The following is a 17,174-nucleotide window of genomic DNA, read 5'->3' as shown; positions in this document are numbered from 1 at the left end:
CGTTGCCATGGAATTGCGCCAGCTCCGCTATTTCGTCAAAGTGGCCGAATTCGGCAGCATGGGGCGCGCCGCCGCCGACCTCGGCGTAGTCACCTCCGCCCTCAGCCAGCAGATCAGCCGCCTGGAAAGCGAACTGTCGACGCGGCTGCTGACCCGCACCTCCAGCGGAGTGGTGCCCACCGACGCCGGGCTGGCCTTCCTGCGCCAGGCCCAACTGGCCCTGCGCCATGTCGACGGCGCGGCGCGCGCCGCCAAGGCCTCGCGCCTGACCGGCGAGGTCAGCGTCGGGCTGCCAGCCACCACGGCTTCGGTGCTGGCCGTGCCCTTCCTGCGCGCCATGCGCGAGCGCTATCCGGACGTGCGCGTGCACCTGGTGGAAAGCCTGTCAGGCTACCTGAGCGCCATGCTCAATGCCCGCCAGCTCGACCTGGCCGTAGTGTTTCGCACCGAGGCGGCGCGCCGCTGGAGCACGCTGCCGCTGATCGACGAGCGGCTGTTCCTGATCGCCCCGCCCGGCCTGCCCGGGCTGCCGCCCGAAGGGCCTACGCGCCTGCGCGACGTCGCCAGCCTGCCCTTGTTGCTGCCCAGCGGCAGCCACGGGCTGCGCGCGCTGGTCGACGCCTCCTGCGCGCGCCTGCGCATCGAACCCAACATCGCCGCCGAGATCGACGGCCTGGACGTGCTCATGGACCTGGTGCGCGCGGGCTTCGGCGCCACCATCCAGCCCGGCGCCGCGACCGTGCGCCTGCGCGGCGAGCCGCTGGCGCTGCGGCAGATCGCCGACCGCCAGGTGCGCCGCGCCAACCTGCTGGCCAGCGTGTCCGACGACGAGCTGTCGCCGGCCGCCCTGGCCGCCCGCGTCCTGCTCGCGCAAACGGCCGAAACGCTGGTCCGGGCGGGCGCCTGGCCCGGGGCGACCCTTCACAAATCGTGAACAGCTATTGACGATATGGGGATGGCGCCGCCGCGCCGGGCCGTCCTATAGTCCGGGCCTGATTCCCTAGGCCAGGCCCTGATCATGATCGATGTATTGGTAATCGGCGGCGGCAACGCGGCCCTGTGCGCGGCCTTGATGGCGCGTGAAGCAGGCGCCAGCGTGCTGTTGCTGGAAGCAGCCCCGCGCGAATGGCGCGGCGGCAATTCGCAACACACCCGCAACCTGCGCTGCATGCACGACGCCCCGCAGGACGTGCTGGTGGAGGCATACCCGGAAGAGGAATACTGGCAGGACCTGCTCAAGGTCACCGGCGGCCTCACCAATGAACACCTCGCCCGGCTGGTCATCCGCGAATCGTCCACCTGTCGCGACTGGATGCGCAAGCATGGCGTGAACTTCCAGCCGCCGCTGTCGGGCGCGCTGCACGTGGCGCGCACCAACGCCTTCTTCATGGGCGGCGGCAAGGCCCTGGTCAACGCCTACTACCGCAGCGCCGAAGCCCTCGGCGTACAGATCCGCTACGAAGCGCCGGTGGATGCGCTGGAGCTCGACAATGGCCGCTTCGTGGCCGCCCGCATCGGTGCCGAGCGCATCGAGGCGCGCGCCTGCGTGCTGGCCGCCGGCGGTTTCGAATCGAACCGCGAATGGCTGCGCGAGGCCTGGGGCCAGAACGAGCGCGGCGAATGGCCGGCCGACAACTTCCTGATCCGCGGCACCCGCTTCAACATGGGCGTGCTGCTGAAATTCATGATCGACGCCGGGGCCGACACCATCGGCGATCCGTCCCAGTCGCATTGCGTGGCCATCGACGCGCGCGCACCGCTCTACGACGGCGGCATCTGTACCCGCATCGACTGCGTGTCGCTGGGGGTCGTGGTCAACCGCGAGGCGCGCCGCTTCTACGACGAAGGCGAGGACTTCTGGCCCAAGCGCTACGCCATCTGGGGCCGGCTGACGGCCATGCAGCCGGGCCAGATCGCCTACTCCATCATCGACTCCAAGGCGGTCGGCCGCTTCATGCCGCCGGTGTTCCCGGGCGTGCAGGCCGACACCCTGCCCGAGCTGGCGCGCAAGCTGGGGCTGGACGAGGCGCAGTTCACGCGCACGCTGGCGGAATACAACGCGGCATGCCGCGTCGGCACGTTCGACCACACCAGGCTCGACGACTGCCACACCGAAGGCGTGGAGCCGGCCAAGACACACTGGGCGCGCCCCATCGACACGCCGCCGTTCTACGGCTACGCGCTGCGGCCGGGCATCACCTTCACCTACCTGGGCCTCAAGGTGGACGACACCGCGGCCGTGCGGTTCAACGACCGCCCCAGCCAGAACCTCTTCGTGGCCGGCGAAATGATGGCCGGCAACGTGCTCGGCAAAGGCTATACCGCCGGCGTCGGCATGTCGATCGGCACGGCCTTCGGCCGCATCGCCGGCACCCGCGCGGCCGCCGCCGCGCGCGCCCAGGGGGCAAACGGAGCACAACGTGAAGCAGCTTGAAGAACTGACCCGCCAGGCGCGCGGCGAGGCGGCGCCGGCCATGATGGCCGAACAACCCGTGCGCTGGCACGGCAAGGCGCCGGCCAGCCTGACCGCCGACGAAACCGAAGTGGCGCGCGTCATGCAGATCTGCAATGCCTGTCGCTATTGCGAAGGCTTCTGCGCGGTATTCCCGGCCATGACGCGGCGGCTGGAGTTCGGCAAGGCCGACGTCAACTACCTGGCCAACCTGTGCCACAACTGCGGCGCCTGCCTGCACGCCTGCCAGTATGCCCCGCCGCACGAGTTCGGCGTGAACGTGCCGCAGGCCATGGCCAAGGTGCGGGTCCAGACATACAGCGACTATGCCTGGCCGGCGGCGCTGGGCAAGCTGTACAAGCGCAACGGCCTGGCGCTGTCGCTGGCCGCCGCCGGCGCCCTGGCGCTGTTCCTGGCGCTGACGGTGGCCATTACCGGCGGCCTGCTGCACGAACCCCTGGCCGGCAATTTCTACGCCATCTTCCCGCATAACACGCTGGCGCTGATGTTCGGCCTGGTGTTCGTGTTCGCCATCGTGGCGCTGGGCATCGGCGTGGCGCGCTTCTGGCGCGATGTGTCGCCGGGCGCGGCTTCCGGCCCCGCCGTGGCCGAGGCCACGCATGACGCGCTGCGCCTCAAGTACCTGGACGGCGGGCACGGCAAGGGCTGCAACAACGCCGACGACGCATTCACGCTGTGGCGCCGGCGCTTCCATCATTTCACCTTCTACGGCTTCATGCTCTGCTTCGCCGCCACCAGCGTGGCCACGCTGTACCACTACGCCTTGGGCTGGCAGGCTCCCTACCCCTTCCTGAGCCTGCCGGTGCTGCTGGGCACGGCAGGCGGCATCGGCCTGCTGATCGGCCCGGCCGGGTTGCTGTGGCTGAACCTGCGCCGCCACCCGCTGCAGGGCGACCCGGACCAGCGCCCCATGGACCGCGGCTTCATCGCGCTGCTGTTCCTGACCAGCCTGACCGGCCTGCTGCTGCTGGCCTTGCGCGACACCGCGCTGATGGGCCTGCTGCTCGCTGTCCACCTGGGGGTGGTCATGGCGCTGTTCCTGACTCTGCCCTACGGCAAGTTCGCGCATGGCATCTTCCGCTGCGCGGCCCTGCTGAAATGGGCCATCGAGAAACGCCAGCCGGACCCGCTCAAGCTCGGGGCCGACTGACACCCGCGCCCGCGCGGGGCGGGCGTTCCCTCTTTACATTGCGGAACCACGGAGACATTCCGATGAAGAAAATCCTTACCCGCGCCGCCTGCGGAGCGGCGCTGGCGGCATATGCCTGTACCTTCCCCGCGGCCGCCCAGGACTTCCCGCGGCGCGCCATCACGCTGATCGTGCCGCACTCCGCCGGCGGCACCTCCGACATCCTGGCGCGCACGGTCGCCTCCGAGGTCGGCAAGACGTTGGGCCAGACCATCGTGGTCGACAACAAGGGCGGCGCCAACGGCTCGATCGCAGCCAAGGCGGTGGCCACCGCCGCGCCCGACGGCTACACACTGCTGCTGGCCACGGCCAGCACGCACGGCATCAACCCGTCGCTGTACAAGAAGCTGCAGTACGACGCCGTGAAGGACTTCACCCCGGTGACGCTGCTGGCCACCGTGCCGAACGTGCTGGTGGTCAACAAGCAGGTCAAGGCCACCAATGTGCAGGAGCTGATCGCCGAGATCAAGGCCGGCGGCAATGCCTTCAACATGGCATCGGCTGGCGCTGGCACGCCTGGCCACCTGGCCGGCGAGATGTTCAAGCAACGCACCGGGCTGGAGTTCGTGCACGTCCCGTACAAGGGCGGCAGCCCGGCGCTGGCCGACCTGATCGGCGGCCAGGTGCAGTTCCTGTTCACCACCATCCCGGGCGCCCTGCCCCACATCAAGGCCGGCACCTTGCGCGCGCTGGCCGTGACCTCGCCGCGCCGCTCGCCCGCCCTGCCCGAGTTGCCCACCATGGCCGAATCGGGCCTGCCCGGGTTCCAGGCGATCTCCTGGCACGGCATCGTCGCGCCGGCGGGCACGCCCCCGGCGGTGGTGGATACGCTGAACCAGGCCTTCTCGAAAGCACTGGCCGCGCCCGAGGTGCGCCAGCGGCTGATGGAGGAAGGCGCCGAGGCGGCCGCCATCAATACCGGCGAGTTCGGCGCGTTCATCCAGAGCGAGATCGCGGCCTGGGCGGAAGCGGTCAAGGCCTCGGGCGCCTCGGCGAACTGAGCCGGAGGACATGGCAGCAGGAGCGCCTGGCCTTGCGGTTTGCTACGATGTCAGACTGGCATTACAAGCACAAGGAATTCCCCCATGCGTCTCCTGCACACCATGCTGCGCGTCGGCAACCTGGACAAGTCCATCGATTTCTATACCAATGTCCTGGGCATGCGCGTGCTGCGCCGCAAAGACTACCCCGACGGCAAGTTCACCCTGGCCTTCGTCGGCTACCAGGACGAAAGCGAAGGCGCCGTCATCGAGCTGACCCACAACTGGGACACCGCCAGCTACGACCTCGGCAACGGCTACGGCCATATCGCCCTGGAAGTGGAAGACGCCTACGAAGCCTGTGAGAAGGTCAAGCAGAAGGGCGGCAAGGTCACCCGCGAGGCCGGCCCCATGAAACACGGCACCACCGTCATCGCCTTCGTCGAGGACCCGGACGGCTACAAGATCGAGTTCATCCAGCGCAAGGGCCGCGACGACTGACCGCCCGGCCATGATCCACGCCATTCTCAAGATGGGCGACCCGCGCCTGCTGCGCGTGGCGCAGCCGGTCGAGCGCTTCGATACCCCCGACCTGCACGCGCTGGTGGCCGACATGTTCGAGACCATGGCCCATGCCCAAGGCGTGGGCCTGGCCGCGCCCCAGATCGGCGTGGACTTGCAGTTGGTGATCTTCGGCTTCCAGCACAACGAACGCTACCCCGACGCGCCGCCGGTACCGCAGACGGTGCTGTGCAACCCGGTCATCACGCCGCTGTCCGACGAGCGCGAGGACGGCTGGGAGGGCTGCCTGTCGGTGCCCGGCCTGCGCGGCCTGGTGCCGCGCTACCGCCACATCCGCTACAGCGGCCTGGACCCCTACGGCCAGCGCATCGAGCGCGAGGCGGAAGGCTTCCATGCGCGCGTGGTGCAGCACGAGTGCGACCATCTCATCGGCCGCCTGTACCCCTCGCGGATCGAGGACTTCTCCAAGTTCGGCTTCACGGAAGTGTTGTTTCCCGGCATGGACCCGAACCGGGACGACTGACGGCCGAGCCATGCGGCGAGGGCTGGGATGGCGCCGAAGGCAGGTGTCCGCCCCCCGTCCTGCCGAAGGCAGGTGCCTGACACCCGTCGAGACAGTCCAGTTTTTCGAAGTCAGGTGTCTGACACCCGTCGAGACAGCCCAGCTTTTGCCGAGGCCTGGCCCGGGTGTCAGACACCTTGCGGCGCCCGCAATGACGCCCTTCAGGTCTGCGCACGCGTGCGCGCGAACTCGCCCGGCGCGAAGTCATCCACCGCCACCACCTTGGCCACGGCCGCTTCGGCGGCTTCGATCTGGCGGGCCTGCTCGTCGGTGATGGCGCCGCCGCGATGGGCATCGCGCCAGTCGCGCACGCCTTCGCGGCGCAGGCGGTCATGCAGGGGCTGCACGGTATCGACCAGGCCGAAGGCGCGTTCGAGTTCGGCCAGGGCGTCGTCGCCGGCGCCGCCGCGCTGCAGGTCCGCGACCAGGCGGTCGCGGGTGGGCGATGGGGCCAGCAGCAGGTCGGCGCAATCGCGGGTCAGCGCATCGCCGGGGCCGCGGTTCAGCCGCACCGGCAGCACCAGCGCCCGCAGCGCCCACGCCAGCGGCCGTGCCGGCAGGTTGGCCAGCACCTGGTCGAGGCGGGTCTCGATGCGCGCGCAGCCGTCGTCCATGCACCACTGCACCAGGGGCAGGTCGGCATGGCAACGGCCTTCGTCTTCCCAGCGCTTGAGCACGGCTGACAGCAGGTACAGTTCGGCCAGGATGTCGCCCAGGCGCGCCGACAGCATCTCGCGGCGTTTGAGCGCCCCGCCCAGCGTGCCCATGGCCGCGTCCGCCAGCAGCGCGAAGGCCGACGCATAGCGGCCCAGGCGCCGGTAGTGGCGCGCGGTGGCGGTGGCCGGCGCGCGCGCCAGCAGGCCGCCCGTCCAGGCCCGCCCCCAGGCGCGCAAGCCGTTCTTCAGGGCATGGCCCAGGTGCTTCCAGAAGACCTCGTGGAAAGCCTGCGCCCCGCGGGCCTCGTCGGCGTCGCCGACCGCCAGCACCTCGCGCATCAGGTACGGGTGCGCGCGAATGGCGCCCTGGCCGAAGATGATCAGGCAGCGGGTCAGGATGTTGGCGCCCTCGACGGTGATGGCGATGGGCAGCGCGCGGTACAGCGGGCTCAGGTAGTTGGCCGGGCCGTCGATGACCGCCTTGCCGCCGTGCACGTCCATGGCGTCGTTGACGGACTCGCGCATGCGTTCGGTGGCGTGGTATTTCATGATGGCGGACACCACCGCCGGCTTGTGGCCCTGGTTGAGCGCGGCGCAGGTGAGCCGGCGCGCGGCCTCGACCACGTACGCGTTGGCGGCCAGCCGGCCGAGCTTTTCCTGCACGCCCTCGAAGCGGCCCACCGGGATGCCGAACTGCTGGCGCACGCGCGCGTACATGCCGGTGGTGTGGGCGCTGTAGACCGCCGCCGCGGCCGACAGCGACGGCAGCGAGATGCCGCGCCCGGCCGCCAGCGCGCTCATGAGCATCTGCCAGCCCTGGCCCGCCTTGGCCGGCCCGCCGATGAGCGCTTCCAGCGGCACGAAGACGTCCTGGCCCTGGTTGGGGCCGTTCTGGAAGACCTGCATGGACGGCAGGTGGCGGCGCCCGATGCTGACGCCGGGCGCATCGGTGGGCACCAGCGCCACCGAGATGCCCACGTCGGCGGGGCCGCCCAGCAGGCCGTCCGGGTCATGCAGCTTGAAGGCCAGCCCCAGCACGGTGGCGACGGGCCCCAGGGTGATGTAGCGCTTGTGCCAGTTCAGGCGGATGCCGAGGATTTCCTGGCCGTCGACCACCTGGCGGCACACCACGCCGGTGTCGGTCATGGACGCGGCGTCGGAGCCGGCCTCGGGGCTGGTCAGGCCGAAGCATGGAACCTCGGTGCCGTCGGCCAGCCGCGGCAGCCAGTAGTCGCGCTGCTCGGGCGTGCCGAACTGCAGCAGCAGCTCGCCGGGCCCCAGCGAATTGGGCACCATCACGGTGACGCCCGCGGTGATGGAGCGGGCCGAGATGCGGCGCACCACTTCGGAATGCGCATAGGGCGAGAACCCCAGCCCGCCGTACTGCTGCGGGATGATCATGCCGAAGAAGCGCTGTTCGCGCATGAAGCGCCACACGGGCTCGGGCAGGTCGCCGAGATTCCAGGTGATGTCCCATTCGTCGAGCATGGCGCACAGCTGCGCCACGGGCCCGTCGAGGAACTGCTGTTCGGCGGGCGTGAGGGTGGCCTGCGGCACGGCCAGCAGCTTGTTCCAGTCGGGGTCGCCGGTGAACAGGTCGGCATCCCACCAGACGTCGCCGGCCTCGATGGCCTCGCGTTCGGTGTCGGACAGGCCCGGCATGGCGCCGCGGGCCCAACGGTAGGCGGGGTCGGAAATGCGGCGGCGGCGCCAGGCATTGAAGTCCATGTTCAACCTTTTATGCGGTGCACGTACCGGCCCAAGTTAACAGAATTGCCGGCCGGCCGACATCCCCGGGGCGGCAAGTCTGCGACAATGACGGCGCCGCGAGCGGCCTTTTTTCCACGCAGCCTTGTCCTCTGTCATGCTCAATAAGCTCTGGTTGGGTTTCTTCGCAGCCGCCGCCGTGGCGGGCCTGTACCGCTGGCTGGCCATCGGCGATGCGGACGTGTTCCGCCAGATCGTCGCCAGCCTGTTCGACATGGCACGCGTCTCGGTCGAAGTCATGGTGCTGCTGTTCGGCACCTTGACGCTGTGGCTCGGTTTCCTGCGCATTGCCGAGTCGGCCGGCCTGGTGGAAAAGCTGGCCGCCCTGCTCGGCCCCCTGTTCGCCCGCCTGATGCCCGAGGTGCCGCGCGGCCATCCCGCCATCGGCCTGATCACCCTGAACTTCGCCGCCAACGGGCTGGGCCTGGACAATGCCGCCACGCCCATCGGGCTGCGCGCCATGCGGGAACTGCAAAGCCTCAACCCGCGCCCGGACACCGCCAGCAACGCGCAGATCCTGTTCCTGGTGCTGAACGCGTCCTCGCTGACCCTGCTGCCGGTGACGCTGTTCATGTTCCGCGCACAGCAGGGCGCGGCCGACCCCACCCTGGTGTTCCTGCCCATTCTGCTGGCCACCAGCGCGTCGACGCTGGCCGGGCTGCTGGCGGTGGCCGCCTGCCAGCGCCTGAAGCTGTACGACCCGGTGGCGCTGGCCTGGCTGGGCGGCATCGCCCTGCTGCTGGGCGGCTTCATGGCCCTGCTGGCCGGCATGTCGGCCGCCGCCATCGCCAGCCTGTCGTCGCTGCTGGGCAACCTGATGCTGTTCGGCGTGCTGCTGGCGTTCCTGGCCGTCGGCGCCTGGAAGCGCGTGCCGGTGTACGAGACCTTCATCGCCGGCGCCAAGGAAGGCTTCGATGTGGCCAAGAGCCTGCTGCCTTACCTGGTGGCGATGCTGTGCGCAGTCGGAGTGCTGCGCGCTTCCGGCGCGCTGGATGTGGCGCTGGACGGCATACGCTGGCTGGCGCACGCGGCCGGCTGGGACACCCGCTTCGTCGATGCCCTGCCCACCGCCCTGGTCAAGCCGTTCTCGGGCAGCGCGGCGCGCGCCATGATGCTGGAGACCATGACCCATTTCGGAGTGGACAGCTTCCCGGCGCTGCTGGCGGCCGTCATGCAGGGCAGCACCGAGACCACCTTCTACGTGCTGGCGGTGTACTTCGGCTCGGTGGGCATCCTGCGCGCCCGCCATGCCGTGGGATGCGCGCTGCTGGCCGACCTGGCCGGGGTGCTGGCCGCGATCGGCGTGTGCTACTGGTTCTTCGGGTGAAGGATGAAAGGTGTCAGACACCCTCTGGGTGTCTGACACCTGGTGCAGCCAACGCACGCTCGACGCCTGGCAGGCCGGGACACCTTTTGCACGGAAAGGTGTCAGACACCTTCTGGGTGTCTGACACCTGGCAAGTTGGCGACCGGCGCGCCCGGGGGACTCATTCCACCATCAGGATCTTCATGCCGTTGGTGCCGCCGCTGTCGCGATAGAAATCGCCCTTGGTCAGGATGATCCAGTCGCCGGGTTGCACGCGGCCGCGCTTTTTCAGTTCGTCGATGGCCGCGTTGCTAAGGTCGGCCGGGTCGTAGGCGGCCGGATCGAACGGCACGGTGTACACGCCACGGAACATGGCGACCCGGTTCTGGGTCTGGCTGTGTGGGCTGTAGCAATAGATGGGCACGCCGGAGCGGATGCGCGACATGATGAGCGGCGTGTGGCCGCTCTCGGTCAGGGCGATGATGGCCTTCACGCCCGGGAAATGGTTGGCCGCGTACATGGCGGCCAGCGCGATGGTTTCGTCGCAACGGGAGAACGTCTCGCCCAGGCGATGATGCGAATGCGTGGTGGTGGGATGCTTTTCCGCGCCCAGGCAGACACGCGCCATGGCCTGCACGGCCTCGACGGGATACTGGCCGGAGGCGCTCTCGGCCGACAGCATGACGGCGTCGGTGTAGTCCAGCACCGCGTTGGCCACGTCGGAAACTTCGGCCCGGGTCGGCAGCGGGCTGGAGATCATCGACTCCATCATCTGGGTGGCCGTGATGACCACCTTGTTCAGCGTGCGGGCGTGCTGGATGATGCGCTTCTGGATGCCCACCAGCTCGGCATCGCCCACTTCCACGCCCAGGTCGCCGCGCGCCACCATGACGCCGTCGCTGGCTCGGATGAGCGAGTCGAGCGCCTCGTCGTCGACCACGGCCTCGGCGCGCTCGATCTTGGCGATGATCCAGGCCTCGCTGCCGGCCGCGCGCACCAGCTGGCGCGCCTCGTCGATGTCGCGGCCATAGCGGGGGAACGACACGGCGACGTAGTCGAGCTTGAGCTCGGCCGCCACCAGGATGTCGGCGCGGTCCTTGTCGGTCAGGCTGGGCGCCGACAGGCCGCCGCCGCGCCGGTTGATGCCCTTGTTGTTGGACAGCGGCCCGCCCACCGCCACCGTGGTGTGCACCGCGTCGGCCGCGATGCGGTCCACCACCAGCACCACGCGGCCGTCGTCGAGCAGCAGTTCGTCGCCGGGCTTGCAGTCCTGCACCAGTTCGGGATAGTCGATGCCGACAATGGTGGCGTCGCCGGCGTCCTTGGGATGGCTGTTCGACAGCGTGAAGGGCTGCCCCGCGCGCAGCACGACCTGCTTGTCGGCAAAGCGCGCGATGCGGATCTTGGGACCTTGCAGGTCGCCCATCAGCGCCACGAAACGGCCCTGGCGCGCCGCGATCTCGCGGACCAGGCGCGCGCGCTCGCGATGGTCGTCGGCGGTGCCGTGCGAGAAATTCAGGCGGGCCACGTCGATGCCGGCGCGCACCAGGGCCTCGAGCTGCTCGGGCGTGGAACTTGCCGGACCCAGCGTGGCGACGATTTTGGTGCGGCGCAATACGGACATGGAAACCCCTCTCGCAAAACGACGAAATCGCTATGGTACGCCGCCCGCCTATTGCACGGGTATTATGCGGATACCTGATTCCACTCCGTTGCGCCCCCGCCACCGACCGCCGTGAAAATCGTCATCGCCCCCGACTCCTTCAAGGAAAGCCTGTCCGCCCCGGACGCCGCCGCCGCCATCGCCCGGGGCATCAAGCAGGCCTATCCGGGCGCGCATACGGTCTGCATCCCCATGGCCGACGGCGGCGAAGGCACGGTGGCTGCGGTGCTGGCGGCCACCGGCGGCCAGTGGCGCAGCACGCCGGTGCGCGGCGCGCTCGGCGAGGCGCTCGACGCGGACTGGGGCTGGCTGCCGGACGCCACCGCGGTCATCGAAATGGCCGCGGCGGCCGGGCTGGAACAGACCCCGCCCGAACGCCGCGACCCGCTGCGCGCCGACAGCCACGGCGTCGGCCAACTGGTGCGCGCCGCCCTCGATGCCGGCGCGCGCCGCATCATCCTCGGGTTGGGCGGGTCGGCCACCAACGATGGCGGCGCCGGCCTGCTGCGCGCGCTGGGCGTGCGCTTCCTCGATGCCGGCAAACGCGAACTGCCGCCGGGCGGCGCGGCGCTGGCGGCGCTGGACAGCATCGACACCAGCGGCCTCGATGCGCGCCTGGCCGATACCCGTATCGAGATCGCTTCCGATGTCGACAACCCCTTGTGCGGTCCGCAGGGCGCATCGCATACCTTCGGCCCGCAGAAAGGCGCCTCGCCGCAGCAGGTGGCCGAGCTCGATGCCAGCCTGGCGCGGCTGGCCGATGTCTGCGCGCGCGACCTGGGGCGCGACCTGCGCGATGCGCCGGGCGCCGGCGCGGCTGGCGGCCTGGGCTTCGCCGCGCACGCTTTCCTGGACGCGCATTTCCGGCCGGGAGTCGAGCTGGTGGCCGAGCTGGGCGGCCTGGCGCAAGCCATGCAGGGCGCCGCGCTGGCCTTCACCGGCGAAGGCCGCATGGACGCCCAGACCTTGCGCGGCAAGACGCCCGCCGGCGTGGCGCGCATCGCGCAGCAGGCCGGCGTGCCGGTGGTGGCGCTGGCGGGTTCGCTGGGCGACGGCTACCAGGAACTGCATGCCGGCGGCATCACCGCGGCGTTCAGCCTGGCACCCGGGCCGCTCACGCTGCGACAGGCCTGCGACAACGCGGCCCAATACCTGGCCGACCGCGCCCGCGACGTCATGCAGCTGTGGCTCGCGGCCGGCAAGCGGATGTTGTAGACGAAGTGCGGCAGCAGGCGGCCGGGCTCAGGGCTGCACGGCGCCCGCCTGCAGCAGCGCATCGGTCAGCCGGATGAATTTCTCCACCGGCACTTCCTCGGCGCGCGCGGTGGGCGGGATGTCCAGCGCATCCCAGGGCACCAGCCCGGCCCAGTCGCCCAGCGCGCGCCGCAGCATCTTGCGCCGCTGCGCGAAAGCCCGCGCCACCACGGCCTGCAGCGCCGCCTCGCTGGCCGGGCGCAGCCGATCGGACGGCAGCGGCACCATGCGCACCACCGCCGACACCACGCGCGGCGGCGGGTCGAAGGCCTCGGGAGGCACATCGAACAGCTTGTCCATGCGATAGCGCGATTGCAGCATCACCGACAGCCGGCCGTAGTCGGCGCTGCCGGGCGCGGCGACCATGCGGTCGATGACTTCCCGCTGCAGCATGAAGTGCTGGTCCCGCACCTGGTCGGCCGCGGCCATCAAGTGAAACAGCAAGGGGCTGGAAATGTTGTAGGGCAGGTTGCCGACCACCCGCAGCCGTTCGCCCAGGCTGGCGAAGTCGACCGTCAGCGCGTCGGCCTCGACCACCGCCAGGCGGTCGGCGGGATACTGGCCGCGCAGGCGGGCCGCCAGGTCGCGGTCGATCTCGACCACGGTCAGGCGGGCCAGGCTGCGCAGCAGGGGCTGGGTCAGGGCCGACAGCCCCGGGCCGATCTCGACCATGCAATCGTCGCGCGCCGGCGCGATGGCGCGCACGATCGCCTCGACCACGCTCTCGTCGGTCAGGAAATGCTGCCCGAAGCGCTTGCGCGCCTGATGTCTGGACATGGCGGCAGGCGCCTCAGCGGGCGTTCTCTTCCATGCGGACCTGCTTCTCGAGGCGATTGTCGATATACGCCTCGTTGCGCAGCTGCGCCAGCCAGTCCTCGAAGGCCGGCTCGGCGCGGCGCTCGAACAGGATCTGGCGCGCCTGCATGCGCTGCAGCTCATCGCTGACGTCGTGCTCGCGGCGTTCCTCGACCTGGATCAGGTGCCAGCCGAACGGCGACAGCACCGGCTGGCTGATGCCGCCGACCGGCAGCGCGTTCATGGCCTGCTCGAAGGCCGGCACCATCTCGCCGGGGTTGACCCAGCCCAGGTCGCCGCCTTGCGGCGCGTTGGCGTCCTGCGAATACTGGCGCGCCATGTCGCCGAACGACACGCCGCCGTTGACGATGCGCTGGCGGATCTGCTCGAGCCGCTGGCGCGCCTGGTCGTCGTTCATGACCGCCGAGGTCTTGATCAGGATATGCCGCGCGTGGGTCTGGGTGACCTGCACGGGCCCTTGCCGGGCCGGCATGCCCGCGCCGGGCTGCGGCGCCACGGCCGCCTGCTGCGGCGGCGCGGCCGGGCGCGCCGGCGCGCCGCCGGAACGGTCCAGCACCTTCAGGATATGGAAGCCGTTGCCGCTCTGGACCAGGCCGCTGACCTGCCCTTTCTGCAGCGAACCCACCGCCTTGATGAACAGGTCGGGCCAGCCCTGCAGCGGCCGCGCGCCCATGACGCCGCCCTGCAAGGCTTCGGGTCCGTCGGACTCGGCCGCCGCCAGGCTGGCGAAATCGCCGCCTTGCTTGATCCGCGCCAGCAGGTCCTCGGCCTTCTTGCGCAGGGCCGCCACCTGGTCGGGGCTGGAGCCTTCCGGCACGCGCACGAGGATCTGCGCCAGCGCGACCTGCACCGGCCCGGACTGCTGCGCGGGCGCGGGGGCCGGCTGCGCGGCCTGGCCGGGCGCCGGCGCGCGCGCGGCGGCGGCAGCGGCGGGATTGCGCTCCTGGTCTTTCAGGAAGGCATCGACCTCGGCATCGGTAATGACGATGGTGGAATCCACCGTGCGCTGGCGCAGGCGGTTCATGCGGATTTCGTTGCTCAGCGACTGGCGGTACTGATTCCAGGCGACGCCGCTTTTTTCGATCTCGGCGCGCATCTGCGCCACCGGGATGTTGTTGCGCGCGGCGATGCTCTCGATGGCCTGGTCGACCTGCTGGTCATTGACGCGGATCCCGAGGCGGTCGGCCTCCTGCCGCTGCAGGCGTTCCATGATCAGGTTCTGCAGCACCTGCCGGCGCAGGATGTCCTGCGGCGGCACCTGGATGCCGCGCTGCTTGAGCTCCGTCGTGGCGCGCCCCGCCGCGACGTCGACTTCGCGCAGGGTGATCACGTCCTTGTTGACGACGGCGGCGATGCCGTCGACGAATTGCTCGCGCGGCGCGGGCGCCGCGGCCGCGCCAGGCCGGGCCGGCGCGGGCTGCTGGGCCGCCAGCACGGCGGGCGCGGCCGTGCACGCGGCCAGGACCAGCAGATTGCCGGGCAGCCGGCGCAAAGTGTGCAAGCTACGCATCATTCATACCTTTCAAACGTCGTGCCGGGAGGCGGCGCCGGAGTGACCGACTGGTACCCCGGGATACTCTTGTTCAGCAGGCTCATGGGATCGGTGCCCAGCGAGCCCAGCCCGTTCAGTTCCAACTGGAAGAACACCGCGCTGTTGGTGTCGGCCGAGGACACCGCGTAGCGCTGGAACACCACGCGGCCGGTCCAGCAGCAGTCGCCCTTGTACTCGAGGCCGGCGATGGCCTGGGTCACGCGCGGCGATTCCCGCGCGGCGGTGTCGGTGGCGGCCTCGGTGCGCAGCGAATAATCGACGCGGCCCACGCCGTACCAGCGTTCGCTGAACGGCCACTGGAAGGCCACGCTGATCTGGTCCTGCCCGCGCGGCTGGTAGGCCACGCCCGGCAGCGGGTCGCGCTGGTAGCGGTACGCCACCGCCACGGAGGTCAGGCGCTGCGGCCGCCAGCGCGCGCTGATCAGGCCGCGCGACCAGTTGTTGCGGTATGGGTCGTACTGCGCCGCGACCTCGGTGCTGAGCGTGTCGGTCAGGGCGGCGCTGGCCGAGACGAGGAAATCGGAACGCACGTTGTCGCGCGGCGTCTCGCCCGGCAAGGTGACTTTCTGGTCTTCGAAATACAGCCGCTGCGCCGCCGACAGCGCCAGGCGCTCGAAGCCGGTGTCGGCGTCCAGCCAGCGCGTGGTCAGCGCGGCCGTGAGCTGGTTGGCGTTGGCGATGCGGTCCCAGCCGCCGGTGTAGATGTTTTCCTGGAAGGCCTGGTCGAAGCTGAAATCAGCCAGCGTCGTGTCATAGACCGGCAGCTGGGACTGGTCGCGGTACGGCACCCGCAGGTAGTACAGGCGCGGCTCCAGCGTCTGGATGGAAGCGTTGCCGAACAGCGTGGTGTCGCGCTCGAACACCAGGCCGGCGTCCAACGAGAAGATCGGCACCGTGCGCGACATCGAGCGCGGGTTGTCGGACAGGCTGTACCAGTCGGTGTCGTACTGGGTGTAGTTGATGCCCGCCTTCGGGATCAGGAACCAGCCGGGCCGCACGATGGGATACGAAGCCGTGGCATAGGTCTGCAGGCGGTCGCCGTCCGGCCCCAGGCGCACGCCGTCCAGCAGCGGCTGCTCGAAGCGCACCGCGGAGCTGGTCCATTCGAGGTCGAAGCCGCCGAAGTCGTAGCGCGCGCCCTTCAGGTAGAACTCGGGCACCTTGTCATAGGGCGGGGCGAGCGGCGCGTCCGGATCCTGCAGGGTCTGGTACTTGAAGACCTGCACGTAGGATTCCCAGTAGCGGCTGCCCCAGCCCACGCGGCCGCGCTGCGGCAGGTAGGTGGTCGAGGCCTCGTTCAGGCCCAGCGAGGAGAAGTCGCGGAAGTAGTCGTCGTCCGAGACCTTGGCGAAATCCCAGTCGGCATAGAAGCCGGCGCCCAGCAGTTGCTGGTGGCGCGAGCGGAACATCCAGCGCGAATCGCCGGTCTCGCGGTCGCTCGACAAGTACGTGCCGACCATGTTGCCGGAGTACGACTGGCCCAGGTAGCGGAACTCGGCGCCCAGTTGCGGGCCGCGCTTGCTCAGGAAACGCGGCTGCAGGGTCAGGTCGTAGTTGGGCGCCAGGTTGAAGTAGTACGGCAGCGACAGATCCAGGCCGCTGTTGCTGGTGTAGCCATAGGTGGGCACCAGGAAACCGGATTTGCGTTCTTTCTTGACCGGGAAGGTCAGGTAGGGCGATGCCAGCAGCGGCACGTCCTTGAAATAGAGCACGCCGTTGCGCGCCACGCCTTCGTTCTCGTCGAAATCCAGGTCGACACTGTCGGCCTCGATGTACCAGGACGGCTCGACGCACGCGCAACCGCTGTACCGCACGGTGGTCAGGCGCATCTGCGAGCGGCTGAATATCTCGGCGCGCTCGGCGCGGGCCGAGCCGCCGCTGGCGCCGATCCAGAAATTGGGCGATTCGATCTCGCCGCTGTCGGTATCGATATTGAACTGCGCCGAAGGGCCCGTCACCAGCGTGCCGTCGCGCATCAGCCGCGCGTTGCCCTGGATGTCGACGGCGCCCGTGTCGCTGCGGTAATCGATGCGGTCGCCCTTGGCCACGCCGTCGATGCGGCGCACTTCGGCGGTGCCGGTCAGGGTGACGTTGGAGTCCGGGTCGCCCTGCATGTGGTCGGCCTGCAGGTAGGCGGGAATGTCGTCGTCGGGCAGCCGGTGCACGCGCAGGCCCGGCGAGGTGCGCAGCTGGGGCGCCAGTTGCAGGCCGTTATCGGCGGGCGGGACCGTTCCGCTGCCCTGGGCGTGAACGGCCCCGGCCATGCTGACAGCAGAGAGGATCAACCACCGGACCATACGCACCGTGAATGCAAACCTTATCGACAGAGACTCCGCCCCGCGGCGCGGCGACGGTGGCGGCCCGACCGGCAGGCGCCAAAGGCGCGTACGAGCGGGAACGACCCGGTATTATAGAGAAGCCGCGCGTTATGACC

13 protein-coding genes are annotated in these 17,174 nt (G+C 69.8%); 8 read left to right on the top strand and 5 right to left on the bottom strand.

The annotated features are described in order from the left end of the window. Positions 1–7: 7 nt before the first annotated feature. The 6 genes from ACKTT0_RS13030 to def all read left to right on the top strand — a co-directional run bounded on the left by ACKTT0_RS13030 (position 8) and on the right by def (position 5,687). Positions 8–934 carry a LysR family transcriptional regulator gene (locus ACKTT0_RS13030; RefSeq protein ID WP_407850296.1) on the top strand — a complete coding sequence of 309 codons (927 nt, stop codon included), beginning with the start codon at positions 8–10 and terminating at the stop codon, positions 932–934. An 84-nt stretch (positions 935–1,018) separates the two neighbouring features. Then, positions 1,019–2,434, top strand: coding sequence for an FAD-dependent tricarballylate dehydrogenase TcuA (tcuA, locus tag ACKTT0_RS13025; RefSeq protein WP_407850295.1), 1,416 nt, complete (start codon positions 1,019–1,021; stop codon positions 2,432–2,434). Further along, positions 2,421–3,623 (top strand): tricarballylate utilization 4Fe-4S protein TcuB, encoded by a 1,203-nt coding sequence (gene tcuB, locus ACKTT0_RS13020; protein WP_407850294.1) that lies wholly within the window; start codon positions 2,421–2,423, stop codon positions 3,621–3,623. Before tcuA ends, tcuB begins: the two co-directional genes overlap by 14 nt. A 62-nt stretch (positions 3,624–3,685) precedes the next feature. Then, on the top strand, positions 3,686–4,663 hold the full coding sequence (locus ACKTT0_RS13015; protein WP_407850293.1) for a Bug family tripartite tricarboxylate transporter substrate binding protein: 978 nt from the start codon (positions 3,686–3,688) through the stop codon (positions 4,661–4,663). An 84-nt stretch (positions 4,664–4,747) separates the two neighbouring features. Continuing rightward, positions 4,748–5,143, top strand: a complete 396-nt coding sequence (gene gloA, locus ACKTT0_RS13010; RefSeq protein ID WP_407850292.1) for a lactoylglutathione lyase — start codon at positions 4,748–4,750, stop codon at positions 5,141–5,143. 10 nt (positions 5,144–5,153) lie between these two features. Continuing rightward, positions 5,154–5,687 carry a peptide deformylase gene (gene def, locus ACKTT0_RS13005; protein ID WP_407850291.1) on the top strand — a complete coding sequence of 178 codons (534 nt, stop codon included), beginning with the start codon at positions 5,154–5,156 and terminating at the stop codon, positions 5,685–5,687. A gap of 200 nt (positions 5,688–5,887) precedes the next feature. Here def and ACKTT0_RS13000 read toward each other — a convergent pair whose 3' ends face one another. Beyond that, entirely contained in the window at positions 5,888–8,110 is a 2,223-nt protein-coding gene (locus ACKTT0_RS13000) for an acyl-CoA dehydrogenase (protein WP_407850290.1), read from the bottom strand. A 136-nt stretch (positions 8,111–8,246) separates the two neighbouring features. Between ACKTT0_RS13000 and ACKTT0_RS12995 the strand changes: the two genes are divergently transcribed. After that, the gene (locus ACKTT0_RS12995; protein WP_407850289.1) at positions 8,247–9,476 is read left to right on the top strand and encodes a nucleoside recognition domain-containing protein; all 1,230 of its coding nucleotides are present in this window, start codon (positions 8,247–8,249) and stop codon (positions 9,474–9,476) included. Between the two features lie 160 nt (positions 9,477–9,636). On the opposite strand, the gene pyk is transcribed toward ACKTT0_RS12995, so the two are convergent. Continuing rightward, positions 9,637–11,079 carry a pyruvate kinase gene (gene pyk, locus ACKTT0_RS12990; protein WP_407850288.1) on the bottom strand — a complete coding sequence of 481 codons (1,443 nt, stop codon included), beginning with the start codon at positions 11,077–11,079 and terminating at the stop codon, positions 9,637–9,639. Positions 11,080–11,190: 111 nt separating this feature from the next. Between pyk and ACKTT0_RS12985 the strand changes: the two genes are divergently transcribed. Further along, positions 11,191–12,333, top strand: a complete 1,143-nt coding sequence (locus ACKTT0_RS12985) for a glycerate kinase (protein WP_407850287.1) — start codon at positions 11,191–11,193, stop codon at positions 12,331–12,333. A gap of 27 nt (positions 12,334–12,360) precedes the next feature. On the opposite strand, the gene rsmA is transcribed toward ACKTT0_RS12985, so the two are convergent. Genes rsmA through ACKTT0_RS12970 form a run of 3 tightly spaced genes read right to left on the bottom strand, consistent with a single transcriptional unit; the run spans position 12,361 to position 17,043 of the window. After that, complete coding sequence (gene rsmA / locus ACKTT0_RS12980; RefSeq protein ID WP_407850286.1) at positions 12,361–13,149, bottom strand: 16S rRNA (adenine(1518)-N(6)/adenine(1519)-N(6))-dimethyltransferase RsmA; 789 nt, start codon at positions 13,147–13,149, stop codon at positions 12,361–12,363. Between the two features lie 13 nt (positions 13,150–13,162). Next, on the bottom strand, positions 13,163–14,701 hold the full coding sequence (locus ACKTT0_RS12975) for a peptidylprolyl isomerase (RefSeq protein WP_407850285.1): 1,539 nt from the start codon (positions 14,699–14,701) through the stop codon (positions 13,163–13,165). After that, a complete protein-coding gene (locus ACKTT0_RS12970) occupies positions 14,698–17,043 on the bottom strand; it encodes an LPS-assembly protein LptD (RefSeq protein ID WP_407850284.1) in 2,346 nt (781 codons plus the stop codon). Before ACKTT0_RS12970 ends, ACKTT0_RS12975 begins: the two co-directional genes overlap by 4 nt. Positions 17,044–17,174: the final 131 nt, after the last annotated feature.

This window comes from Bordetella saccharivorans, assembly GCF_045862855.1.
GTDB classification, from domain to species: Bacteria; Pseudomonadota; Gammaproteobacteria; order Burkholderiales; family Burkholderiaceae_B; genus Bordetella_A; species Bordetella_A petrii_F.
The sequence above is the reverse complement of the archived record's forward strand: the minus strand, read 5'-3'. Positions and strand labels throughout refer to the sequence as shown.

Bases quoted from the DNA above. Each gene is read 5' to 3' on its own strand.
- pyk (WP_407850288.1), bottom strand. From the start codon at position 11,079: ATGTCCGTATTGCGCCGCACCAAAATCGTCGCCACGCTGGGTCCGGCA.
- ACKTT0_RS13000 (WP_407850290.1), bottom strand. From the start codon at position 8,110: ATGGACTTCAATGCCTGGCGCCGCCGCCGCATTTCCGACCCCGCCTAC.
- def (WP_407850291.1), top strand. From the start codon at position 5,154: ATGATCCACGCCATTCTCAAGATGGGCGACCCGCGCCTGCTGCGCGTG.
- ACKTT0_RS12995 (WP_407850289.1), top strand. From the start codon at position 8,247: ATGCTCAATAAGCTCTGGTTGGGTTTCTTCGCAGCCGCCGCCGTGGCG.
- ACKTT0_RS13015 (WP_407850293.1), top strand. From the start codon at position 3,686: ATGAAGAAAATCCTTACCCGCGCCGCCTGCGGAGCGGCGCTGGCGGCA.
- ACKTT0_RS13030 (WP_407850296.1), top strand. From the start codon at position 8: ATGGAATTGCGCCAGCTCCGCTATTTCGTCAAAGTGGCCGAATTCGGC.
- rsmA (WP_407850286.1), bottom strand. From the start codon at position 13,149: ATGTCCAGACATCAGGCGCGCAAGCGCTTCGGGCAGCATTTCCTGACC.
- gloA (WP_407850292.1), top strand. From the start codon at position 4,748: ATGCGTCTCCTGCACACCATGCTGCGCGTCGGCAACCTGGACAAGTCC.
- ACKTT0_RS12975 (WP_407850285.1), bottom strand. From the start codon at position 14,701: ATGATGCGTAGCTTGCACACTTTGCGCCGGCTGCCCGGCAATCTGCTG.
- tcuA (WP_407850295.1), top strand. From the start codon at position 1,019: ATGATCGATGTATTGGTAATCGGCGGCGGCAACGCGGCCCTGTGCGCG.